Source organism: Clostridium amazonense (genome assembly GCF_056431285.1).
Map to the genome: position 1 here is coordinate 252,643 of NZ_JBWKMH010000031.1, position 26,541 is coordinate 279,183.

21 protein-coding genes are annotated in these 26,541 nt (G+C 26.5%); all 21 read left to right on the forward strand.

Going from position 1 to position 26,541, the window contains the following annotated elements; all coding sequences use genetic code 11:
• The first annotated feature begins 103 nt into the window (after positions 1-103).
• The 21 genes from AC07E4_RS13460 to AC07E4_RS13560 all read left to right on the forward strand — a co-directional run bounded on the left by AC07E4_RS13460 (position 104) and on the right by AC07E4_RS13560 (position 26,538).
• Positions 104-2,131, forward strand: coding sequence for a methyl-accepting chemotaxis protein (locus AC07E4_RS13460; protein ID WP_430830032.1), 2,028 nt, complete (start codon positions 104-106; stop codon positions 2,129-2,131).
• A gap of 678 nt (positions 2,132-2,809) precedes the next feature.
• Positions 2,810-4,855 (forward strand): methyl-accepting chemotaxis protein, encoded by a 2,046-nt coding sequence (locus tag AC07E4_RS13465; RefSeq protein ID WP_430830031.1) that lies wholly within the window; start codon positions 2,810-2,812, stop codon positions 4,853-4,855.
• 139 nt (positions 4,856-4,994) lie between these two features.
• Positions 4,995-7,031 (forward strand): methyl-accepting chemotaxis protein, encoded by a 2,037-nt coding sequence (locus AC07E4_RS13470; protein ID WP_478216668.1) that lies wholly within the window; start codon positions 4,995-4,997, stop codon positions 7,029-7,031.
• Positions 7,032-7,565: 534 nt separating this feature from the next.
• Positions 7,566-9,566: an aminopeptidase gene (locus AC07E4_RS13475; protein ID WP_478216669.1), complete on the forward strand. Its 2,001-nt coding sequence runs from the start codon at positions 7,566-7,568 to the stop codon at positions 9,564-9,566.
• Between the two features lie 161 nt (positions 9,567-9,727).
• A complete protein-coding gene (locus tag AC07E4_RS13480; protein ID WP_040328514.1) occupies positions 9,728-10,144 on the forward strand; it encodes a C-GCAxxG-C-C family (seleno)protein in 417 nt (138 codons plus the stop codon).
• A gap of 889 nt (positions 10,145-11,033) precedes the next feature.
• Positions 11,034-12,230 carry a glycoside hydrolase family 3 protein gene (locus AC07E4_RS13485; RefSeq protein ID WP_478216670.1) on the forward strand — a complete coding sequence of 399 codons (1,197 nt, stop codon included), beginning with the start codon at positions 11,034-11,036 and terminating at the stop codon, positions 12,228-12,230.
• Positions 12,231-12,709: 479 nt separating this feature from the next.
• Positions 12,710-13,588, forward strand: coding sequence for a DNA-3-methyladenine glycosylase family protein (locus tag AC07E4_RS13490; protein ID WP_478216671.1), 879 nt, complete (start codon positions 12,710-12,712; stop codon positions 13,586-13,588).
• A gap of 123 nt (positions 13,589-13,711) precedes the next feature.
• Complete coding sequence (locus tag AC07E4_RS13495) at positions 13,712-14,443, forward strand: TVP38/TMEM64 family protein (protein ID WP_478216672.1); 732 nt, start codon at positions 13,712-13,714, stop codon at positions 14,441-14,443.
• Positions 14,444-14,638: 195 nt separating this feature from the next.
• Positions 14,639-14,911: a co-chaperone GroES gene (locus tag AC07E4_RS13500; RefSeq protein WP_040329850.1), complete on the forward strand. Its 273-nt coding sequence runs from the start codon at positions 14,639-14,641 to the stop codon at positions 14,909-14,911.
• 33 nt (positions 14,912-14,944) lie between these two features.
• Positions 14,945-16,570 carry a chaperonin GroEL gene (gene groL, locus AC07E4_RS13505; protein WP_040329848.1) on the forward strand — a complete coding sequence of 542 codons (1,626 nt, stop codon included), beginning with the start codon at positions 14,945-14,947 and terminating at the stop codon, positions 16,568-16,570.
• A 718-nt stretch (positions 16,571-17,288) separates the two neighbouring features.
• Entirely contained in the window at positions 17,289-18,944 is a 1,656-nt protein-coding gene (locus AC07E4_RS13510; protein WP_040329847.1) for a GspE/PulE family protein, read from the forward strand.
• 18 nt (positions 18,945-18,962) lie between these two features.
• Complete coding sequence (locus tag AC07E4_RS13515; RefSeq protein WP_040329845.1) at positions 18,963-20,165, forward strand: type II secretion system F family protein; 1,203 nt, start codon at positions 18,963-18,965, stop codon at positions 20,163-20,165.
• Between the two features lie 26 nt (positions 20,166-20,191).
• On the forward strand, positions 20,192-20,632 hold the full coding sequence (locus tag AC07E4_RS13520) for a type II secretion system protein (protein ID WP_040329844.1): 441 nt from the start codon (positions 20,192-20,194) through the stop codon (positions 20,630-20,632).
• 66 nt (positions 20,633-20,698) lie between these two features.
• Positions 20,699-21,148, forward strand: coding sequence for a type II secretion system protein (locus tag AC07E4_RS13525; protein WP_051540453.1), 450 nt, complete (start codon positions 20,699-20,701; stop codon positions 21,146-21,148).
• A gap of 35 nt (positions 21,149-21,183) precedes the next feature.
• Positions 21,184-21,690 (forward strand): type II secretion system protein, encoded by a 507-nt coding sequence (locus AC07E4_RS13530; RefSeq protein ID WP_051540452.1) that lies wholly within the window; start codon positions 21,184-21,186, stop codon positions 21,688-21,690.
• 63 nt (positions 21,691-21,753) lie between these two features.
• Positions 21,754-22,137 (forward strand): type II secretion system protein, encoded by a 384-nt coding sequence (locus tag AC07E4_RS13535; RefSeq protein ID WP_040329843.1) that lies wholly within the window; start codon positions 21,754-21,756, stop codon positions 22,135-22,137.
• A gap of 189 nt (positions 22,138-22,326) precedes the next feature.
• Positions 22,327-23,079 carry a prepilin peptidase gene (locus AC07E4_RS13540; RefSeq protein ID WP_478216673.1) on the forward strand — a complete coding sequence of 251 codons (753 nt, stop codon included), beginning with the start codon at positions 22,327-22,329 and terminating at the stop codon, positions 23,077-23,079.
• Between the two features lie 460 nt (positions 23,080-23,539).
• The gene (gene pilM, locus AC07E4_RS13545; RefSeq protein ID WP_478216674.1) at positions 23,540-24,694 is read left to right on the forward strand and encodes a pilus assembly protein PilM; all 1,155 of its coding nucleotides are present in this window, start codon (positions 23,540-23,542) and stop codon (positions 24,692-24,694) included.
• 65 nt (positions 24,695-24,759) lie between these two features.
• Positions 24,760-25,296, forward strand: a complete 537-nt coding sequence (locus tag AC07E4_RS13550; protein WP_478216675.1) for a PilN domain-containing protein — start codon at positions 24,760-24,762, stop codon at positions 25,294-25,296.
• Between the two features lie 4 nt (positions 25,297-25,300).
• A complete protein-coding gene (pilO, locus tag AC07E4_RS13555; protein ID WP_040329838.1) occupies positions 25,301-26,008 on the forward strand; it encodes a type 4a pilus biogenesis protein PilO in 708 nt (235 codons plus the stop codon).
• Positions 26,009-26,028: 20 nt separating this feature from the next.
• Positions 26,029-26,538, forward strand: coding sequence for a type II secretion system protein (locus tag AC07E4_RS13560; RefSeq protein ID WP_040329837.1), 510 nt, complete (start codon positions 26,029-26,031; stop codon positions 26,536-26,538).
• The last annotated feature ends 3 nt before the right edge of the window (positions 26,539-26,541 follow it).

The following is a 26,541-nucleotide window of genomic DNA, read 5'->3' on the forward strand; positions in this document are numbered from 1 at the left end:
GATAAATTTAAAGTATTCAAAGGGGAACATTTAAATTTAAATTTTACTAAAAATAAAAATTAGATTTTAAATGAAATATATGGTTAGGTGGGAGGAATATTTTATGAAAAAGGTAAAGAGTAAAATTATGAATGGGGGTATAAAGCGAAAAATGATATCTAGGATTATGATGTCATTTTTGGCAGTGCTTATTATTATTTTTGCTACAGTAAGTTTTATGGCAAATAAAATAATAATAAAAAGTGACTTAGAAGCTATGCAAGACATTAATAGAAAAAATGCTAATGAAATTTCTGTTAGGTTTATGAAACAAAGAAAAATAGGTAATATATTAGCAAAAACTAATATATTGCAAGATACAAGCATAAGTTTTGATAAAAAATTACCGGCTATAAATGTATTTAAAGAAAATGGTGATGTATATTCAATAGGAGTTGCATATAAGGATGGAAAATACAACTCAACAAATGGAGAAAGAAATATAGATATATCTAATGAGGAATATTTTAAAAATGCATTAAAAGGAGAGGAAACTTTAACAAGTCCATATCTGAATGAAAAGGATAATATATATTATATAACTATGACACATCCTATTATAAGTGCAAACAAAGAAGTTATAGGTTGCTTAGTTATGAATATTAATGCAGAAAATTTATGTGAAGTTATGAAAACGATGGCATATAAAAACACAGGTACAAGCTATGTGATAGATAAAGATGGATATACAATAATGAGTCCAGATTTTGAAGATATAGTAAATAAAGATAATGAAATTATAAATGCAGAAAAAGACCCTTCATCTGTTGAAGTTGCCAATATACATAAAAAAATGGTTAAAGGAGAAGATGGGGTAGGTTCTTACTTTTATAAAGTAAATAAGTATTTAGCTTATGCACCTATAGAAGGAACTGATGGATGGTCTATTGGAATGTTTGTAGATGAGCCAGATTTATTAGCTGGATTAAATAGTTTAAAAACAACACTATTTACAATTACATTAATAGGACTTGCAGTTGCAGGTGTTATTAGTTATTCAATATCAAATAGTTTTTCAAAAAATTTAATAAAAGCTAAAGAAAAAATGGGTATAATGGCCGATGGAGATTTTACATTAAAAATAGATGAGAAATCACTAGGTTTAAAAGATGAAATTGGAGATATTTATAGAGCAATTGATAATACAAAAAAATCTATATCATATACGTTAGAAGCAGTAAAGGGAAACTTTGATATAATTAAAGAAAAAGGTGAAGGGCTTACATCTACATCTGAAAATATGTTTGCAGCATCTCAAAATATAGCAGCAGCTATACAAGAAGCTGCAAGAGGAAATGACAATCAATGTAAGGATTTAACAGAAGTAAGTATTATAATGAATAATTTTAGTGATAAAATAAATGATATGATAAAAAGCATAGATACTGCTAATAAATATGCAGAAGATGTAGAAGTAAAATCTACAGAGAGCAATAAAGATATGAAACAATTAAATGAGTCTATAGATAAATTTAATACAATGTTTAAGGAGTTCTCTAATAAAATTTCTCTTATGAACAATAATATAAGCTCAGTAAATGAGATAACAACAGTAATAAATAGTATAGCAGAGCAAACAAATTTACTTGCATTAAATGCAGCCATAGAAGCAGCAAGAGCTGGAGAAGCAGGAAAGGGATTTGCTGTAGTAGCAGATGAGATAAGAAAGCTTGCTGAACAAAGTAAAAATTCAGCAATTGAAATAAGCAATGTTATACAAGGTGTATTAAATGAAAGTGTACACATAGTTTCAGGAACAGAAAAAATGAGTGAAGAAGTAGAAATACAGAAATCAAGTGTAAATAGAGCAATAATGTCTTTTGAAGATATATCAGAAGCAGTGGGTAAAATTATTCCAATAATAGAATCTACAGCTAAAAATTCTGAAGAAATAGGAGAAGAAAAGAATAATATTATAGTTAAAATAGAAGATACAACAGCTATATCAGAAGAAATATCAGCAACAACAGAAGAGATTTCAGCATCAACAGAAGAATTTAATAGTTCTTCACAAGAAGTTGCTGAAACAGCAGAAAATCTAGATGAAATGATAAAAGAATTAGAAAATACACTATCAATATTTAAAATTTAATAAATAAAAATTAGAAAAGCTATATTAAAATAATTACTAAATTATTTTAATATAGCTTTTGTATTTTAAAACTATGCTATAAATATAGGGTTCAAAGCTCAAATTTAAAATAATAGATTTATTAAATGATATTATTAAGCTTACAGTTTATTTTTATTTTTATATTTGGAACCAAGTAAGAGTTAAGAGTGAAAAGTTATAGTTGATATTACTCACTTCGTTCCTAATATCTAAAAATAGAAATGCTTAAAAACTACGTTTTTATATTGTTTTCAACTAATTTGCTCTGCAAATTTAATAAAAAATCATTCTTTAAAATTGGATATTCAATTTTTATAGATGTGACTAAAAGCTATAGTACTTTAGTAGCTGAGGTTTTAACTTTGGTGGTCTTTTCATTTGATATGAAAATTAAATTTTACTTCTTACTTAAATTTTATATAAAAATAGGAATAACATGTAACTTTATAAATATCATTTGATAAATAGATTATTTTGATTTTGGAACCCTATAAAGCCTAATTAATTAGAAATATATGAATTAATTGTAAATAATAATAAAAAAATTAATTATTATTATAAATAAAACACGAAATATGTAAAAAAATAAGGAAAATAATCGAATATATGTAGTACAATATAAAAAATATAATACATATTTTGAGGGGTGAAGAATAATTGAAAAAAAAGGTGAAAAAATTTTCGAAATTTACAAATTTTAATAGTATAAAAACGGAATTCACATCTAAAATATCAATTACTTTTTTAGCTATGTTGATAGCTATTCTTTTAGTGATAACTATAAGTGCTAAGAATATACTTACGGAAAACACTAAAGATATTTTAAAAACAATAAATCATCAATCAGCGGATTATTTTTCTACAATAGTACATGATAGATTAGAATTTGCAAAAATTATGGCAAGTGATATTAGATTGTGGAATTCGAAAGTAGAAGAAAAAAGCAAGATAGAAACTTTACAATACTATATGAAAAGAAATAAATTAGAAGATTTAAAAATTATAAACTTAGATGGTACAACAATTACAAGTAAAGGAAAAAGTAATGAAAATTTTTCGAAAGAAGAATGGTTTGAGAAAGTAATTAAAGGTGAAGATTATGTACAAGCTATTCATTATGATGAAAGTAATAAAAAGTATGTTACAGCATACAATATTCCTATAAAAGATGAAGAAAAGATTGTAGGAATATTAAGATCAGAAGAAGATGGTAAGTATCTTTCAAGTCAGTTAGTGGATTTAAAATATGGTGAAACTGGTGGAATGTATGCTATTGATAAAACAGGTAGAACTATAGTAAGTAATGAGTTTGAGTATGTTGAACAAGAAGAAAACTTAGTTAAAGATGCAGTTGGAGATCCATCTTTTGAGCATATAGGAAAACTTTTAGAAAATGCAATTAATGGACAAGAAGGAATAGATGAGTATACATATAATAAGGTGTCAAAGTATATAGCAACAACTCCAGTTGAAGGAACGGACGGTTGGGCAGTTGCTACTTTTATTAATAAAGATGAAGCACTAGAAGCTTTAGGAACTTTAAAAACGTTATTAAATACATTGATGGTAGTATCAACAATATTAGCAATATTAATAAGTTTTAGATTAGCAACTAATTTTACTAAAAACCTTTTAAAAATTCAAAATGCTATAGAAATAATGGCTGATGGTGATTTCAGGTTTATGCTTAGTGAAAAAGAACTTGCTATGAAGAATGAAATTGGAAATATATATAGAGCTATAAGAAAGAGTAAAGAAAGTATAGCAAATATGATAATTTCTGTTAAAGAAAGTTCTAATATAATAAATGATGAATCAGATGTATTAAAAGCTACATCTAATGAAATGCTTTCAAGTTCTGAAAATATAACTAGCGCAATTCAGGAGGCAGCAAAAGGAAATGATGAACAAAGCAATGAATTGGTATTTATAAATAATTCAATGGAGTTATTTGTAAGTAAAATAGAAAATATGGTTATGGAATTTTCCAAGATTAGCAATATGGCTGTTGAGATAGAAAATCATGCAAGTGAAAGTAATAAAGATATGAATGAACTTAGAGTAGCTATAGAAAGATTTAACAATAGTTTTAAGAATTTCACTGAAGTAATAAATACTATGAATTATAAAATAAGCTCAGTAAATGAAATAACTACAGTAATAGATGATATAGCAGAGCAAACTAACTTACTTGCATTAAATGCAGCTATAGAAGCAGCAAGAGCTGGAGAAGCAGGAAAAGGTTTTGCTGTAGTAGCAGATGAAATAAGAAAACTTGCAGAACAAAGTAAAAACTCTGCTATAGAAATAACAAATGTTATAGATAATGTATTAAAAGAAAGCACTAATATATCTAGTACTACAGATATTATGACAGAAGATATAACAGCACAAAGTAAAAGTGTTGCTAGAACAATAGAATCATTTATTAATATAGAAAAACTAATAGAAAATATAATACCTAAGATAAATGAAATTAATAAAGGTGCTATAGAAGTAAATGAGGAATCAGCTAGAATATCAGAAAGAATAGAAAATGCAACAGCAATATCAGAAGAGATATCAGCAACTACAGAGGAAATATCATCATCTACAGAAGAACTTAATAATTCTAGTGAAGAAGTTGATAAAGTAGCAGTTAAGTTAGGTACTATGATAGAAGAATTAAATGATAAAATGGAAAATTTTAAAATCAATGAATAAGTTTAATTAAATTCATAAAATGTTTATAAAAAAATACATATAATTCATTTATATGTATTTTTTTTTTACGATAATATAAAAAAGTGTCGAAATACGACATTTTTTTACTGAAAATATCATAAAACTAGGAGGGATAAGGTTGAATAATTTGCTTAAAAATGGAAAAGCATTGTATAGTAAGGATGGGATTAGAACGCAACTTATAGTAAATATATGTGGTTCATTCATTGCAATATTACTAATATTAGCAACTATTATAACAGCAAAGTCTAAGGAGATTATCTTAGATAATAGTATAGCTACTTTGCAAAATATGACTAAACAGTCTGCAAGTACAATTTCAAAAGATGCAGAGCAAAATTTTTCATTAGCATCTATGATTACAGATGATAAGAATATATCCGATATGAATTTGGAATTTGAAAAAAAAATATCTATACTGAATAAGTATGTTGAAAAATATAATTTATTAGCAATAGATGTAGTTAATAATAAAGGAATTTTAAATTCTACGTCAGGTGCTAAAAATATAGATATATCAGGTGATAAATATTTTCAAAGTGCTATAAAGGGACAATATACGTTGATGCCGCCAGAATATTCTGAAGTTCATAAAACATATACACTTGGATATACAATACCAATTAAAAATGGAGATAATATAGTAGGCGTATTAGCCGTAATAAGAGATGCTAAAGTTTTATCTGAAGAAGTTTCTAAAATTACATATGGAGAAACTGGAAAGGCATGTGTAATTAATAATGAGGGAACAACAATAGCAAGTGCTGATTTTAAGTCTGTTGAAGAAAAGGAAAATGCTATTGAACTAGCAAAAACAGATAACAGATTTAATAAAATTGCTGAAATAAATGGAAAAATGATTAAAGGAGAGAGTGGTATTGAAAAATACTCTCTTGGTGCAGAAAAATATTTAGCATATGAACCTATAGAGAATAGTGGGGGATGGTCATTAGCATTTTTTGTAGAGGAAGATGAGTTATTAAGTAGTTTTAATAAGGTTATAAGAATTTTAATGATATTAATAGGAATATCTATAGTAATTGGAATAATATTAAGTTTAAGAATTGCAATTTTATTTAGCAAAAACTTATATAAGGTTAAAGATTATATAGAAGAAATGGCTGAGGGCGATTTTACATCTAGATTATCAGAAAAAGAGATGAAAAAAGGTGGAGAAATAGGAGATATTTATAGAGCTATAGAAAAAAGTAAAAAGTCAGTAAGTGAAATAATAAAATCAGTTAAAGAAAGCTCTAGTATTTTAAATACTAATTCAGATCATTTAGAGAATACATCTAGAAATATGTTATCTGGATCAAAAGATATATCAGCAGCTATATATGAAGCAGCTAAAGGAAATGATGAACAAAATGTAGAATTAGTTGCTATAAATGATTATATGATTCAGTTTGGGAAAAAAGTTAATACAATGAATAAAGAGATTATGATCATAGATGAAATGACTGGAGATATAGGGTCTAAAGCAGTAAGAAGTAATGAGGATATGAAATCATTATTTGATTCTATAGATAAGTTTACAGAGAGTTTTAATAAATTTGCATATGTATTAAATAATGTAACTGTTAAAATAAGTTCTGTAAATGAAATAACAGAAGTTATTGATAGTATAGCAGAACAAACAAACTTACTTGCATTAAATGCAGCTATAGAAGCAGCTAGGGCAGGTGAAGCTGGAAAGGGATTTGCAGTAGTAGCAGATGAAATAAGAAAACTTGCAGAACAAAGTAAAAATTCAGCAATTGAGATAACTCATGTAATAGAAAATGTATTAAATGAAAGTAAATTTATGTCTGAGGGAACTAAAGACTTAGAACAAGAAATTCAACGTCAAAGAGAAGATGTAAGTAATGCTATAAAATCCTTTGGTACTATATCTAATCTCATAGAAACTATATTACCTAAAATTATAGATATAAAAGAAAGTTCTCAAGAGATAAGCAGGGAAAAAGATGAAATAACATTAAAACTTGACAATGCAACAGCAATATCAGAAGAAATATCAGCAACAACAGAAGAAATATCAGCATCTACTGAAGAACTAAGCACATTAAGTGGTCAAGTAACCCAAGCATCAGAAGAATTAAGAGAATTAACAGAAGAATTAGTTGAAAAAATAGAAGTGTTTAAAATTTAAATGAAAGAACGGAAGGTTAATTAATCTTCTGTTTTTTCATTTTATAGGAACTTAAATTTTTTTACAAAAGTTTAGATTTAAGTATTATATGGGGTTACAAGTTATTCCTATTTTTATATTTGAAAATAAGTTAAGAAGTAAGAGTGAAAAGTGAATAGTTATGGTAGAGAGCACTTACTTTGTTCCTAATATCTAAAAATAGAAATATCTAAAAAACACGTTTTTGTGTGATATATAAATATCTGTTTCTCAATTGAAATTATTCAAATATCAAATGAGAAATTTAATCTATATTTTTAAATGTAAAATGGATAGTGAATGTAAAAATTTGATTTCTAATTTTTAGAAATAATTTTTTTATTAAATTTAAAAATGTAATATGTAAAAATATAGTTAAATTATTTATTAACATTTAATAAATGGAATTGAAAGGTAAAATTTACAATAGTATTATATAGTTATATTACATTTTAAATTCAATGATTAAGGGGGAAATATATTAATTAATTTATATGAATTATAGGAGGAAATACAATGAAATTTAATTTTAATAAAGACAACTATATTTTTACAATAGATGAAATATCACAAATAGCAAGTATTGCTATAGATAAAAAAATGAATAAGTTCAAGGCTTTTTTAATAAAAGAGGCTAATTTCATTAAAGAAATTTGCAGTTTAGAAAAAGAATTGAATTATAAGTATTTTACTAAATCTTTTGAGGAATTATTAGAAGATAATAATAGATTATATGATGAGGTTAAAGGTGAAGGTTATAAAACAAGTTACTGTAATCCTACATATGCAGTAGAAGTTTTAGGAGAAGAATTAGGTCAAATTGCTACAGTTTTAGCTAGCTCATATAGAGGTTATATAGAGTATGCATTTTCTCATAATTTAAAAATGATGCATTTTTATAATGAATATTTTTTAAGCATTTATAATTATGTAGCAGATATGAGAGAAATAGATGCGTTAAAAATAAAAGAATTATTAAAGGATTTAGCATTGAATAGCTCAGAATTATTAGAAGAAGAAAATTTAAATAGACGTTTGATTAAAACAGATAATTATAAAAAAGATATAATAGAAAATTCAGATTTAGAAGATATAAGATATTTATTTAAATATGGTAGTTATATAAGTGAAAATGAAATAAAAACAGCACAGTTTTTAAATAAATACAAAGATATAGATTTAATAGCTACAACTGTAGTAAATGCATATATTCAAGGATTTAAGAGGGATAATAAGGATTATACAAAAAAATCTACAGCAAGAGTTATTGCAAATGTAGGTCAAGAGCAGATTCTAAGAGCATTAATAAGAAAGTTAAAAGAGAGTTCTATAGAAGCAATATTTAGCTATATGGAAACTACTTCACCAAACAAACAATTTGATTATGATCATAAATTTGATATGGCTTTATCTTATGATGAAGAAATAAGTAATGAAAAAATGAAATCAACCCTTAAGGCATTTGAAGACAATAAAGATGGTTTAAATAAGTATGGTGGAGTTTTAGTTTTTGAAAAGTTTGGAGATATACCTTTTGCACCAGAATCAAAAAAAGAGGCACTAAAACTTAATCAAGAACAAAGTAAGATATTACAAAGTTATAGATCTAAAATTATGGTAGAGGAAGATAAGTATATTCCAGAGTCAGAAACAAGCTTTACAATAATAGCATTTCCTGTACCAGAAATAGGAGAGAATTTTGAAGAAATATTTGAAGATATATTAAAAATAAATTTGTTAGATAGTAATAAATATTCTAAGATTCAACAAAGTATAATAGATGCATTAGATAAAGCTGATTATGTTCATGTAAAAGGATTTGGGAATAATAAAACTGATATAAAAGTAAAAATGAATGAAATTATAAATCCAGAAAAAGAAACAAATTTTGAAAACTGTGTAGCTGACGTAAATATACCAGTAGGAGAAGTATTTACATCTCCTACTTTAAAATGTACTAATGGAATTTTACATGTAGATGAAGTTTATTTAGATGATTTAAAATATAAGAATTTAGAATTAAAATTTAAAGATGGATATGTTGAGGAATATACTTGTACTAATTTTGCAAAGGAAGAGGAAAATAAAAATTATATAAAAGAAAATTTATTATTTCCACATAACACATTGCCAATTGGAGAATTTGCAATTGGCACTAATACACTAGCATATGTAATAGCAAAGAAACATGATATAGTAAATTTATTACCTATATTAATAGTTGAAAAAATGGGACCTCACTTTGCTATAGGTGATACATGTTATAGTTATGTTGAAGATATAAGTGTATATAATCCAGATGGAAAAGAAATTATTGCAAGGGATAATGAAAAATCAATACTTAGAAAAACTGATATAGAAAATGCATATACTGGTTGTCATACAGATATAACAATTCCATATGATGATATAGAATTTATAACTGCTGTGTGTAAGGATGGAGAAAAAATAGATATTATAAGAGATGGTAGATTTGTTTTAGAGGGTGCTAAAGAATTAAATAAAGCATTTATTTAATAAGTAAATTTAAATAGGAGAAAATTAACTTCTCCTATTTAAATTTTAAATTAAAGTTATTATAGAATTTTAATTAACTTTGGTTTAAAATTAAGTTTAGATAAAAATAAGCTTATAAATTAAGTTTATTCAAAATAACATAAGTTAAAGGTGGTATTTTTATGCTAAAGGATAAAGTAACTAAATTTTATACTTCAGAATACGATTTAAATTGTGCAGAGACAATATTATATGCAGCAAATGAAGAATACAACTTAAATCTTAGTAAAGAAACATTTAAAACAATGGCTGCATTTGGTGGTGGTATGGCAGTAGAAGGAACTTGCGGAGTTGTTACAGGTTCAATCACTGTACTTGGATTATTATTTACAAAAGAAAGAGCACATGAAAGTGATAGAATAAAATTATTAACTCAAGAATACATAGATAAATTCAATAAAGCATTAAAAACAGAAAACTGTTTGGAGTTAAAAAATAACTATAGAACAGAAGAAGAAAGATGTGCAAAAATACTATATTCAGGTGCAGAAGTATTAGATGAAATAGTAACAAGAGAAAGAAAAGCAGAAAGTAAATAGTTTATAAATTTATTAGAATGTAAAAAGAGCAATTTAAAAGGTCATTCATGAAATATAGTGACTATTTAAATTGCTCTTTATAACTATAGGATTCTAAATTGAAAATGAAGTTTTTAAGTATTTATATTCTAATCAAAGACCGCCAAGGTTAAAACCTCGGCTGCGAAGGAGAAAAAGAAAATTTGTGCCAAACTCTGTAGGCGAGGTTTTAACCTTGCTATTACACGATATTATTTTAAATATTGTATCCATATAAAAGACCGCCAAGATTGAAATCTCAGCTACAAAGGAGAAAAAGAAAATTTGTGCCAAACTCTGTAGGCGAGGTTTTAACCTTGCTATTACACGATATTATTTTAAATATTGTATCCATATAAAAGACCGCCAAGATTGAAATCTCAGCTACGAAGGAGAAAAAGAAAATTTGTGCCAAACTCTGTAGGCGAGGTTTTAACCTTGCAATTACACGATATTATTTTAAATATTGTATCCATATAAAAGACTGCCAAGATTGAAATCTCAGCTACGAAGGAGAAAAAGAAAATTTGTGCCAAACTCTGTAGGCGAGGTTTCAACCTTGCAATTACACGTTGATATTTTAAATTATATATCCGCATTGAAGACCGCCAAGGTTAAAACCTCAGCTACGAGGGTGTAAGGAGAATTTGTCTCAATTTCTGTAGGTGAGAATTCATTCTTGTCAAATGTTATTGGTATATATTGTTTTTAAGTATTTCTATTCATAAATATTAAGAACCAAGTGAATAATATTAACCATCATTGCTAATTAATTTCAAACATGATAATGAAATAAATTGTAAGATGGGTAGTGTTCTTTTGAGAAAGGGATTACTTTGAGTTTGGAACCCTATATATGGAGGTGATGTTTTTGAAAAATAAAGTGAAAATTTTTATTGTTTTGATATTTGTAGCGCTAATTATAGGGTGTAGTGGTAGCAATAAAAGCAGTATAGATAATAATTTTAAAGTTGAAAAAGAGAAAATAATAAATGAAGATAGGATTAAAAGTAGTGAATTGGATATGGTTAAAAAAGTTGAGAATATGACATTAGAAGAAAAGATTAATCAAATGATGATGATTTCAATAGCAAAGGTTAATGCAGATGGAAACATTATAGATTTTACAGAGGTTGATTATAATACAAGAAAATTTTTAACTGAAAATAAGCCAGGTGGAATTATACTTTTTAAAAATAACATGATAAATGAAGATCAGACAAGAAAATTAACTAGTGATATAAAAGCTATATATAACAATAGTCATTTGATTATAGGGACTGATGAAGAAGGTGGCATTGTTAGAAGAATACCAATAGAAAGTGAAAATTTAAATGCTAATGAAATAGGAAAAACTAAAGATATACAAAGAGCATATAAGTCAGGAGATACTATTGGAAAATCACTTAAAAAATTAGGCATAAATGTGGATTTTGCACCTGTTGTAGATATAAATACCAATCCTAATAATCCAGTTATAGGTGTTAGAGCTTATAGTGATAATGCAGAAGAAGTAGCTAAATTTGCAATGGAGTTTATAAGAGGGTTAAGAGAAAATAATATACTATCAACAGCAAAACATTTTCCGGGACATGGAGATACTGTTGAAGACTCACATGTTGGACTGCCTAAAGTTGAACATTCAAAAGAAAGATTGGAAAATGTTGAACTATATCCTTTTAAAGAAGCTATAAAAAACAATGTAGATATGATAATGGTAGGACATTTAATAGTTCCTTCATTAGATGATTCTAATTTACCAGCAAGCTTATCAAAAAAAATAATTACCGATTTATTAAAAGAAGAATTAAAGTTTAATGGAATCGTAATAACAGATGCTATGAATATGGGGGCAATAAAAGAAAATTTTGATTATAAAGATGCAATAGTTAAGGCAATAAATGCAGGAAATGACATAATACTTATGCCTATTGATTTTGTTGTAAATGAAAGTGAAAATTTATATACAGACTTAATTAAGTATGTTGGTTTATCTGTAAAAAAAGGTGAAATAAGTGAAGAAAGAATAAATGAAGCTGTAATTAAAATACTAAGGTTAGAAGTATAAAAAAATATAGGGTTCCAAGTTTAAACTTTAAGTTATTCATGTTTCAGTTGAGAAAGGGCGATTTAAAGTGTTATACAAAATTAACAATTAACGATAAACAATTAACAATGAAGGATAAAACTGAAGTATCAGTTTTCTAAATAAATTTTTATGATAATTTGTTAAGCAAATTAGTTAAAACATATAAAAAAACTAGTTTTTTTATATTTCTATTTATAAATATTAAGAACGAAGTGAGTAATATCAACCATCATTGTTAATTGCTAACTGTTAATTGTTAATTCGTTCCAATCATAACAATGGAATAAACTGTAAGCTTAATAATATCACTTGATAAAGATGTTATTTGAATTTCAAACTTGGAATCCTATATATAAAACATTTTGGAAAATTATTTTTAAAAAAGAATTTTTATACTCAAATTTTGGTATAATGATAATAATTATATTTACTTTATTTAATTTAGGAAGGGAGATATTATGGATTTTAAAGAAGTTTTAGAAGTAGACGATAAAGTTATTTTAAAGGATGTTAAAAATTTTGAATTAAAAGATATTTTTGATTGTGGACAGTGTTTTAGATGGAATGAAACTGTCAACAATACATATATAGGAGTTGCATTTAGAAAAGTAGTAGAGGTTGAAAAAAGTGGAAATGATGTGATTATTCACAATGCAAATTTAAATGATTTTAACACTATTTGGTGTGATTATTTTGATTTGAAAAGAGATTATTCAGAAATAAAAAAGGAACTTAGTAAGGATGAAATTTTAAGAAAATCTGTAGAGTTTGGAGAGGGTATTAGACTTTTGAAGCAAGACCCTTTTGAAATTGTTATATCATTTATAACTTCTGCAAATAATAGAATACCAATGATAAAAAGAGCTATAAATAACATAAGTAAAGAATATGGAGATGCTATAGAATATAAAGGAAATACATATTATACATTTCCAACAATAGATCAATTTAAAAAAGCTACATTAGAAGAAGTAGAAGCCTTAGGTGTAGGATTTAGAGCAAAATACATAATAGATGCGGTTGAGAAAATATCTAACAACATATATAACTTAGAAGAAATTAAATCATTAAATGATGATGAGTGCCATGAAGCGTTAAAACAATTTAATGGTATAGGACCTAAAGTTTCAGATTGTATAATGTTATTTTCAATGCAAAAGTATAGTGCTTTTCCTGTAGATGTTTGGGTAAAAAGAGCAATGCAATATTTTTATGTAGCTCCAGATGTGTCTTTACCTAAAATTAGGATTTTTGCTAGAGATAAATTTGGAGAATTAGCAGGATTTGCACAACAGTATCTATTTTATTATGCTAGAGAAAATAAAATAATTACATAAAAATATCAACAAAATTACAAGTATTTACTTTACTTATTATATTAATATGTAAGAAAAAAACAGGGTTATCTATGTTAATTCAAAATTTAAACCAAAATAGTATCAATAAAATGGGGTGGTAAAGTGAATAAAAAAAGTACTAAGAAGAATTTTAAGGATGTTTTAGATAAGTATATCTTTCATATAATATTTGGAATCTTTGTTTTAGTTACAATAGTAGTACTATATGAATATTTCTTTAAATATGCTGATGTTATAAAAAATCCACAAATGATAAAAGACACTATATTATCTTATGGTATTTTCAGTGGGGTTATATATGTTTTGTTGCAAGTTGTTCAAGTGGTATTTTTCTTTATCCCTGGAGAGCCAATTCAAGTAGTTGGAGGATATATTTTTGGTACTGTTTTTGGTACAATTCTTTCAATTATAGGTATAGCAATAGGAAGTGGAATAGGATATTTAATTGCAAGATACTTAATGAGAAATCAAGTTCAAAAGATGATTGAGAATAAAGACTTGAAACTATTCAGAAAAATTCTTACCAAAGGTAGCGATAAAATTGTAATATTTTTTGTTTATATAATTCCGGGAATACCGAAAGATGTATTAGTATATTTATGTGGAGTATCTGATGTTGCTTTTATGGATTTTATGTTATACTCTACACTTGGGAGGTTTCCTTGGATTTTAATCTCTGCAATTTTTGGAAATGGAATAGTAGATAAAAACTACACTACATTAATAATAACAACAGTTGTAGCAGTAACTTTCTTTATATTAGGAGTATTAAAAGGAAAAGATATTTTAAAGAGATTTCATGAACGAAAGAATAAAAAAATTAATAAATTATAAATTATTCTTAAAATAAAGTAAAAGTAAGAAAAACATAGGAAAGTCTATCCAAATCAAAGGAAATGAAGAAAAAATCAATATATAAGAAGTATGGAAAGTTTGATATTAATTAACACTTTAATTATTATAATAATATAAATTAGCACTCTAGGATGAAGAGTGCTAACAAATAAAATTTTTAGGAGGGTTCACATTATGGCAATAAAACCACTTGGTGATAGAGTAGTAATCAAAAGATTGGAAGCTGAAGAGGTGACAAAAAGCGGAATAGTTTTAACAGCAGCTTCACAGGAAAAACCACAAGAAGCAACAGTTATTGCGGTTGGACCTGGTCTTGTAGATGTAAAAATGGAAGTAAAAGTTGGAGATAAAGTATTATTTTCCAAATACTCAGGTAATGAAATAAAACATGAAGGACAAGAATATATCATATTAAAACAAAGTGATATATTAGCGATAATAGAGTAGTAAATATTAATTACAATTTAGGAGGTTTTTGAAATGGCTAAAAGTATTTTATTTGGCGAAGACGCTAGAAGAGCTATGCAAAAAGGTGTAGATGTATTGGCAAATACTGTTAAAGTAACACTTGGACCTAAAGGAAGAAATGTTGTTTTAGATAAAAAATTTGGATCACCACTTATAACAAATGATGGTGTAACAATTGCAAGAGAAATAGAGCTTGAAGATGCATTTGAAAATATGGGAGCACAACTTGTAAAAGAAGTTGCAACAAAAACTAATGATGTAGCTGGAGACGGTACTACAACAGCTACAGTTTTAGCACAAGCTATAATAAGAGAAGGTTTAAAAAATGTAACTGCTGGTGCAAACCCAATGTTAATAAGAAATGGAATAAGAATGGCTGTTGATAAAGCAGTTGAAGAAATAAAACAATATTCAAAACCAGTAAGTGGAAAAGAAGACATAGCAAGAGTTGCTGCAATATCAGCAGCTGATGAAGAAATAGGAAAGTTAATCTCAGATGCTATGGAAAGAGTAGGCAATGAAGGAGTTATAACTGTTGAAGAATCTAAATCAATGGGAACAGAACTTGAAGTTGTTGAAGGTATGCAATTTGATAGAGGTTATTTAAGCTCATACATGGTAACAGATACAGAGAAAATGGAAGCTGTATTAGATAATCCATATATCTTATTAACTGATAAAAAAATAACAAATTTACAAGAAATATTACCTGTACTAGAGCAAGTAGTTCAACAAGGTAGAAAATTATTAATAATAGCTGAAGATATCGAAGGTGAAGCTTTAGCTACATTAGTAGTTAATAAATTAAGAGGAACATTTACTTGTGTTGCTGTTAAAGCACCAGGATTTGGTGATAGAAGAAAAGAAATGCTTCAAGATATAGCTATCTTAACAGGTGGTACAGTTATAAGTGATGAACTTGGATTTGATTTAAAAGAAACTACAGTTGAAATGTTAGGTAGTGCAGAAAGCGTTAAAATTTCTAAAGAAAATACTGTTGTAGTAAATGGAAAAGGCGCTAAGGAAGATATAGCTAAGAGAGTTCACCAAATTAAAGTTCAAATGGATGAAACTACTTCAGAATTCGATAGAGAAAAATTAAACGAAAGACTTGCAAAACTTGCAGGTGGAGTAGCTGTAATTAAAGTTGGAGCAGCAACTGAGACAGAACTTAAAGAAAGAAAATTAAGAATAGAAGACGCATTAGCTGCAACAAAAGCTGCTGTAGAAGAAGGTATAATAGCAGGTGGTGGAACAGCATATGCTAATATAATACCAGTTATTGAAACATTAACTTCAGATGTTGATGATATTCAAGTTGGTATAAATATAATAAGAAAATCATTAGAAGAACCATTAAAACAAATTGCAATCAATGCAGGTCAAGAAGGTTCTGTAATAATAGAAAGAGTTAAGACATCAGCTCCAGAAATAGGCTATGATGCTTTAAGAGGAGAATTTGTAGATATGATAAAAGTTGGTATAGTAGATCCAACTAAAGTTACAAGAAGCGCACTTCAAAATGCTGCATCAGTAGCTGCTACATTCTTAACAACTGAATCAGCAGTAGTTGATTTACCAGAAAAAAACCCATCACCAATGGGAGCTCCAGATATGGGAATGGGCGGAATGTACTAAAATATAATAAAAAGATATAAATATAAAGCAGAAACTATATAATTTAGTTTCTGCTTTTTTTATATGAATTTGAAAAATATTATTTTATATCTATATCAAAAACCGCCAAGACTGAAGTCTCAGCTACGAAGGATCAAGAAGTTGATGAGTCATATATTTATTTTAAATTTTTATGTAGGGTGGAATTTATTCTACCTGGATTTAGAGTGGAATTTAAATCGAAGTCAGTAAAGGTTAAAATCTTAGATACAAAGGGTATATAGAAAATAAATTATTTTATGGCTAATATTTCTTATAGTATTTTTTATAAATCTACTGTAATATAAGTTTGGTTATTTAATAATGATATGAATTAAAACATAATAAAAAAAGGAAACAAAACATGTGTAAACATGTTTTATTATTTTTTAAGATTAACAAATAGTTAAAGTAAACAAAATGGAAAATAAATGAAATTAGAGTATAATAATAGAAAGTAAATAATATTATTGATTAATTTCAAATAAAATAAATTTAATACAAAAAATGGTCTAATTATTACAAATTGCAAGCAAAAATAGAGTCATATGATAATATGAAAATAAAGAAAATATTTATCATATTGCCTTATTAAAAAGATAGATTAAATAAAAATTTGAAAGTTTAAAAGTACTAAATTTTCAGTAGGCATTTGTAAGAATATATTTTTAAAAGTGCTAAAGGAGTTGAGTTCTAAGATATGGCAATATATAAAAAAAGATTAGGAGATTTATTATTAGAGCAGAAAAAGATAACACAATCTCAATTGAATAATGCATTAGAACATCAAAAAAAGGAAAAGAAAAAAATAGGTGAAATACTTGTAAATATGGGTGTTATATCAGAAGATGAAATCTTTAATGTTCTAGAACAACAACTTGGAATTGAGAGAGTATATTTAGATTCAATAGAATTGTCAGAAGAAATAGTGGCAATTATACCAGAGAACATTGCTAAAAAATATAACTTAATAGCTATTGGAAAAAAGGAATTTGAAATAATAGCAGCAACCTCTGATCCACTTAATATATTTGCAGCAGAAGATATAAGGATATTTACAGGTAAGGATGTACACTTTGTAAGTGCGACTAAAGGTGAAGTTGAAAGAGCTATAAATAAGATATATAGCAATATTGTTAGATATAGAGTAACAGATAGGGAAGAAATAGACTTATTTAATAATGAAATAATGGATTCACCTATAGTTAAAACTGTTAATTGGATTGTAGAAAATGCAATTAATGTTAAGGCATCAGATATACACATTGAACCATTAGAAAATAGAGTTAAAGTTAGATTTAGATTAGATGGTCAATTAAAGGAAATAATGTCACTAGATAAAAGTGATTTAAGGGCAATAGTAGCAAGAATTAAAATTATTTCAGGACTTGATATTGCAGAAAAGAGAATTCCTCAAGATGGTAGAATTTTAACAAAAGTAAATGGAATAGATGTGGATCTTAGAGTTTCCACATTGCCAACAGTGAATGGTGAAAAGATAGTTATAAGAATATTAGACAAAAATTCTAACAAAATATCAACAAGTAGTCTAGGGTTAACAGATGAAGATAATGAAAAACTTAAGAGAATAATAAGTAGACCTCATGGAATTATACTTTCAACTGGTCCAACAGGTAGTGGTAAATCAACAACTTTATATTCCATATTAAAAGAACTAAATAAAGAAGATATAAACATAATAACAATAGAAGACCCTGTAGAATTTTCTATAGACGGAATAAATCAGGTTAATGTAAATCAAAAAACAGGACTTACTTTTGCATCAGGTCTTCGTTCTATTTTAAGACAAGATCCAGATGTAATAATGATTGGGGAAATAAGAGATACGGAAACAGCAGAAATTGCAATGAGAGCAGCAATAACAGGACATTTAGTGTTAAGCACTTTACATACTAATGATGCACCATCAACAGTAATTAGACTTATGGATATGGGAATAGAACCGTATCTTATAGCAACATCTTTAGTAGGTATAATATCACAAAGACTTGTAAGAAAAATATGCCCTTATTGTGGAGATGAGTATGAGGCATCTAATTATGAAAAAGAAATGTTAGGCATAAATAAGAATGAGAGAGTAATTCTAAGAAAAAAAGTTGGTTGTCCAAAGTGCAATAAAACAGGATATAAAGATAGAACTGGTGTATTTGAAATTATGGAAATTGATTCTAAAATCAGAGAAGACATATCAAAATCCGTTAGTATAGATGATATAGGAAAAACGGCTAAGGAAAATGGAATGAATTCTGTAAGAGAAGCCTGCATAAAATTAGTATTAGAAAAAGTTACAACTATTGATGAGTTAGTTAGAGTTGCATATTTAGAAGATAGGTAATTAAGGGAGGCGAATCAATTGACAAATTTCACATATGAAGGTGTAAATTTTGAAGGCAAAAGTGTCCAAGGAGTAATCAAAGCACAGGATAAAAATGCTGCGATGGAACTTCTTATAGAACGAAATATATATCCTAAAGATATAAAAAAGTTAGTACAAAAGAAGAGTTTTTATGAGAAGCATATAAAAAAAGTTTCTTTTAAGGATATTGTTATATTTTCAAGAGAGTTTGCTTTTATAGTAAATGCAGGATTTCCACTTTTAGAAGGGTTAGGAGTAGTTAGAAATCAAGTTAAAAATTCAAAGTTTAAAGAAATACTTGATGAAATATACCTAGGCATTGAAAAGGGTGGTGCGTTGTCAGATGAAATATCAAAGCATAAGGAGTTTCCAGAAATGTATGCCAGTATGATAAAATCAGCAGAAACATCAGGAAACTTAAGTAATACATTAAATGTTTTAGCAGATTATTATGACAAACAGTATAAGATTAAAAAGAAAATAGCATCAGCTATGACTTATCCAATATTGGTATTTGGACTTGCACTTGTAATGATAATTTTTATTATAACTTTTATTATGCCAAAGATGGTTGCAAATATAACTGATGGTGGAGGAACATTACCAGGAATAACACGGGTATTTATATCAATTAGTAATGTATTAATTAATTATGGAATATTAATAGTTATTATGACAGCAGCAATTATATATTTAGTGCGTCAAAGGGTTAAGGATAATAGACAAATTTTAATTAAGTTTCATAGATTTAAGACTAAAATACCCATATTTGGTAGGCTTATAAATATGCTTATTGCAGCAAGATTTTCAAGAACCTTAGGTACTTTGTTAATATCTGGAATAGGAATAATAGAATCATTAGATTTATCAGCAAGAGTTGTTCAAAATGAATATGTTATATCTAAAATGGAATTTGTAAAGGCTAGAGTTGGAGAAGGTGAGTCTATAGGAGAAAGTATAAAAACTATAGATATATTTCCACAAATGTTAGTTGAATCAATAGTTGTAGGTGAGAGAGGTGGAAATTTAGATGAAGTTTTAACTAAAACTTCAGTTTTCTATGAAAATGATATAGATGTTATGACTAATCAGTTATCTTCAATACTACAACCAATAATAATAGTTTTTCTAGGAATAATGATTGCTTTTATAGCAATTGCAATGTATATGCCGTTATTTACAATGTATGACAGTATTTAGAATAAATATATTGGGAGAAATGTATTATGAAGAATAAGGGATTTACATTAGTTGAGATTATTGTAGTACTAGCTATAATAAGTATTTTATCAATCATGGTAGTACCAAATATGAAGGCTTATACAAGAAAAAAAGGAATAATACAGGTTGAAACTCAATGTAAAATTATTAGAAATGCGGTAAATCTGTACAACAGTGAAAATATAAAAGATATGATAAAAAAAGATGATGACATTATAAATGTATTAGAAAAACTTAACAATACTGTAATATTATCAGAAGAAAATAAAATAAATATTGAAAATCATATAAATTTAGATGATGGACATAATATAAAATTTTCAGCAATAGAAGATATAGCATTATATGGTTACGATAAATCAAAAGATAAAAGTTATAATGTGAATAACAAAATGTGGCGCTATGAATTGAATGACAGAAAAAATATATTATTACAAACTCAATAAAGTTAAAGACAGTATAATATTTTAAAATTTTATACTGTTACTAAATAAAATAGAGGGGTGAGGAGTATGAAAAAAATCTCTGGTTCAAGGAAAAAAGGCTTCACACTTGTAGAATTAATTGCAGTCATGACAATCGTTGCAATATTAGCGTTGATGATTGTACCATCGATAACTAATTATAAACACAAAGCTGTAAAAACGGACATTATATCTTCAGGTAAAGTAATACTAAATGCTGTTGATGCAATTAATGCAGAAAAACTAGGAAAAGAAGAAATAATTAAACAGGATGATGAAGTAGGAAAAATTCTTGAAAATTCTGAGGTAAAGGAATATTTAGAGGATGAAGATATTGAAAAAGTAGAAAAACTAATAGATAAGAGTATTACATTACAACAGTTAAGAGAGTATGTTAATAAGAAAGAAAAAGCAAAAGATGTTGAATATGATAAAAATGAAAATCAATTAAAACCAATATCAAAAGGCAAAAGTAATGACAATAGAAAAATAAACTAGTATAAATATTTTAATATTATAGGGAGATTAATAATATGAATTCAATTAACAAGAAGAAGAGAGGTTTTACACTAATAGAACTTATATCAGTAGTAGCTATAATTTTGATATTAGCATTAATAGCACTACCAAGTTTAAGTGGTTACAGAGAAAAAGCAGATAGAAGTAAAGCAGTAGCTTCAGCAAAAATTTTATTAAATGCTGCGGAAACATTTAATGCTCAAGATGGTGGAGACTCATATTATAGAAAAAATGAACAAACAAATGAAGTAGAAAAAACAAATTCAACAGGTGTTATAGGAGATAATTATGCGGTGCAACACATTTTGCTTCCAGCCCATAATTATATAGATTCTTATATGGGTGAAAATGAGCAAAAGAAACTTAGAAACTTGGTTGAGAAATATGGTAGTAATTTTGAACAGCAAATATATGAGAATGAAATAACAATTAAGGATTTAAAAGATTTTGTTGAGAATGAAGGAAAAAAAGTTGATAATTGTAAAGTTTATTTTGAAAAAGGAAAAATAGTGAAAAAATAATTAAGCATAATATTAATTTTCAATAATGAAAATTAATATAAATATTTAGGAGGGTGATTTAATATGAAAGTAAAAAAAGCAAAAAAAGGTTTTACACTAATAGAACTTATATCAGTAGTAGCTATAATTTTAATATTGGCATTAATAGCATTACCTAGCTTAAGTGGATATAAAGAAAAAGCTAGAACATCACAAACAGTGGCTTCAGCTAAAATAGTTTTAAATGCAATAGAAACTTATAATGCAGAAGCAGCCGATAAAATTGACGAAAGCCAAGATGTAAAAGAATTATTAAAGACAGACAAATTGAACAATTATATTAAAAAAGGAGATAGAGAGAAGTTTTCAACACAATTAGGAGAAAATACAAATGTAGAGACACTAAGGAATTTCGTAGACACAAATGGAAAAGCAGGAGATATAGTAACAAAAACAAGTGTAAAATAAATAAAATATAAATATTATAGTAACCCCAAATAGGGGTTACTTATTTAAAATAATACATAATAAATGCTGATGAAGTGAAAAATACTATTACAAATTTTGTAATAAAATGGTATTATATAGACATATAAGCTATAATCATCAGTAGTTATTATGTATTATTAAATTACAGGAAAGTTTGAGGTGTGTTTAGTGATTGAGGTTTGTATATTTATTTTTGTTATAGGTCTTATAATGGGAAGTTTTTTAAATGTTTGTATATGTAGAATTCCAGAAGGACAGTCAATTTCATATCCACCTTCACATTGTAGCAATTGTAATACAAGATTAAAACCTTGGGATTTGGTTCCTGTTTTAAGTTATATATTTTTAAGAGGCAAATGTAGGTATTGTAAAAGTAGAGTATCAATTCAATATCCAGCAATGGAAGTTTTGACTGGAATAGTCTATTTATTAATTTATATGAGATATGGATTAACATCATATACTTTAAGATACATAATATTAGCATCATTTCTTATAGTTATAGCAATGATAGACTTTAAAACTACTGATATTTACGATGCTACAGTTATAATTCCAGCTGTTATAGGTATTGTATTCATGGTATATGATTATTTAAATCATTTTAATGTATCAAGTAGGATATTTGGCGTTATATTGGTACTTTTTATAATAGGTGCAATAATTTTAATAACAAAAGCCATGGGAACAGGTGATTTAGAAGTATATATGTTAATAGCACTCTATGTAGGTTTTAAAGGAACTATATTTGTAATATTAACTTCTATAATTATAGGTGGAATAGTTGGATTAATATTAATAGCAACAAAAAAGAAAACTAAAAAGGATTTTATACCCTTTGGACCGTATATAGTTATTGCGGGAATAATTTTTATGCTTTATGGAAATCAAATCTTAAATTGGTATTTAAGTCTTATTTAGGGTTTCAAACTGAAAAATGCAATTGTTCGTATTTCAATTGATAATAATGTTATTACAAGAAACAGTTTTTCAATTAATAAATTATTATTTAAAATAAAAAGAGCAATTCAAAATATAGTACAAAAATTAACAATTAACGGGAATAATTAATCTTATATGTTAAGGTAGTGATATTTACTATTAAAACTATAATTAGCATAAGCATTAAGAGGGGGAATTTATTCTACAAGATAATTTTTTTATGGATAAAGTATTATAGTTTTTTATTTGAGTACAAATAAAATATTGTAGCGGGGATTTCAATCCCCGAGGATATTCACAATCCTTATTAATTATCAATTGGTTCAAAATCAACAAACTAGGAGTTAAATTATAACTTAAAGTGGAAGTTTTTAACTGAGATTTCAGTGTTTGAAGTTTTAAGCATGGAGAGAAAATCAAAAAAAGGTGGTGTTTAAGTATGTCTGAGAAGCCTACGAAGAAAGAGAATATTTGGAATAAAGACATAAAGGAACTGTTTAAAAAGAAAAAAAAGAAGGAAGATGAAATAAAAGATAAGGAAAATATAAATAAAGAAGAGAATGATAAAAAGAATAAGAAGAAAAAGAAAGTAAAAGAAAAGTTAAGGTTAGCAGTTGATATAGGTGAGGAGAGTATACATGTACTTGTTGGAACTAAACATAAAATAGTAGCTTATGATGAACTTTTTTTATCAGAAGGTGTTATTGAAAATGGTGATATTAATGATATTGAAGAAGTTAAAAATGAATTAGCTACTTATTTAAAAAGTTTGAGAAGGAAGCCTAAAGATGTATGCTTTGTTGTACATGGAGATGACATAATAACAAGATATATAGAGCTACCTATTTTAGGTGAAGAAGCATTAGAAACTGCAATAAGAATGGAGATAAAAAAAAGTTATCCAGATAAAGAAAGTTTATATTATTATAGTTATCAACTTGTTGAGGAAGTTGGTGAAGATGTAGCTATAAAGGGAAAATATATGATAGTTATGGCTAAAAAAGTTAAAATTGATAAATTTATAGATATTAGTGAAAAACTTAAGTTAAACATAAAATGTATAGATTTAAGTAGCAATTCATTAAAACGAGTACTATCAATATTAAATAAAGAAGAGAACTTAAATCATGTTGGTGCTATAAATATACAAGATACAGAAACTACATTTTGTATAATGAATAATGATATGCTTCAAATAGAAAAGAGAGTACATTTTGGAACTGCTAATATAAGAAAAGCATTAGAATTAAGTGAAGACGAATTAGATATCAAGCTAAAAAACATTAGTGTTAGTAATCAAGAAGATTATTTTAGTGAACAAGTGTTAGCTCTAATAAATACATTAACTACAGTGCTTAATAATGTAGCAAAGTTTTACTTTGGCGGTAGATCAGAAAATAATTTAAATAAGATATATATTGTAGGAAAATTAAATGAAATAAGAGGAATAGAAAAATATTTTGCTGAATATTTTGAAAGTGAAGTAATAAAAGTAGAGGAATTAAACTCTATAGTAGAAACAAAAACTCCAGATGATCTAGACCTTATAGAATATATAAATTGCTATGGGTTATTAATAAGAGAGTTAGAATAAAAAATATAATATAAGAAACTCGATATTCAATTTATTCGTTTAAATTAGGGGGAAGAGAGAGAAGAATGAAGGAGTTAAACTTAGTGCCTAAAGTGGTGCTATATAAACAAAATAAGAAAAAGAAAAATAAAAGAATTAATGCAATTATTATTACAATAGTAGTTGTATTAATTGGTGTAAATGCTTTTTATTATATTAGATATAGAATGCTTAGTGAGCAACTTATAACTTTACAGAAAAGTTTATCAAACTATGAAGATATATTAACACAAGATGATGAAGTGCAAAGTGAAAGTGAAAAGATAGAAAAGTATTTAGATAAAGTTGATGGATTAACAGTTGAAGATGAAAAAAAATCTTCTGAGGTTATAGAAGATTTTCAAGACACTTTACCAAGAGATTTAGTTATATCAAGCTATACTTTTGAAAATAATATAATAAACATATCAGGAATAGGAAAAGATTATGATTCTATTATAGAATTTTGGGGCAATGTAGAAACATCTAATAAGTATGAAAAAATAACTGTTCCAAGTATAGCTAAAAATAGTAATAATAAATACTCATTTACGGCAGAAATAGAATTAAGGAGAGGTGAGTAATATTATGAAACCACTTAAAAAGAGTGAGAAAGTTTTACTTGGAGTATTGTGTGTACTTTTGATAGCCTTAATAGTAACAAGATTGAAAATATCAATATTTCCATATAGGAGTGAAGCTAAAAGGTTAGAACACAAAGTTGAGAATACACAAAAACGACTAAGGTATGCAAAAAAGGTAGAAAATAATATAGGTGAAAAAATTAGTAATTTAGATTCGCTAAAAAAACAGCTAGATAAAGCTGCAAAAAAAGTTCCTACAGAAGCTAGAACTCCAGAAATAGGTTATGATATAAAAAAATTAGCAAAAAAATTTGATTTAGAATTAAATGATATAAGTTTTGGAGAAGAAAATACAACATCTAAAGATGAAGTAAATGAAGTATCAAATCAAATAAAAGATGTAGCAGATAAGATAAATGAAACAACAAAAAATAATAGTGAGACAAAAGTTCAAGATGAAAGCGAAACAATAAGCAAAGTACCTGTAAGCTTTAACATTTTAGGTGACTATGGTGAAATACTTGATTTTGTAAAAGCATTAGAAGAGCAGGAGAGATTATGTAAAGTTAGAGGAATAGCATTGTCTAATGATAAAAAATATAACATTAGTATGACTGTAGACTTTTTCTTCAGTGAATTAGATTATGATAGTGAAAAAGCAAGCTATGAATTTAATGAAGGTGATTATGGAAAAGAAAATATGTTTAAATAAATGTATAGTTGGTGGTAGGTGTGAAGTATAAAAAATCAGGTTTTACGTTAATAGAAATTATAATATCACTAGCAATAGTTATGATAACTTTTACTGCAGTAACTAGTATTTATAATGCTGTTAATAAAAATGTAGTACTAGAAAAAAGAAGGCAACACACTTCTATGTATAATAATACAATAGTTCAATCTATTCAAAATAAAGGAATAGAGTATGTAAGAAATATTAAGGATAAGAATTTAATCTATATTTACTTTGATAATAATAATGAATTATTAAGTATTATAGATGATTTAGAAAATAAGGGTAAAAAATTGGAATTTAATATTAATGAAGATAAAGAAATTTTTGAAAAACTTAAAAGCAATAAAAATGAAAAAAATTATGGTGCATGTATAAAAATAAAAGAAAATAGGAAAAGTGAAAATAATTTTTTTGAAAGCTATACATTAAATATCATAGTTTGGGATTTAAATTTAGATTTTACTCAAAGTGGACAATCTATGTCAACGTTTGAAATAGGTAGGTAAGAT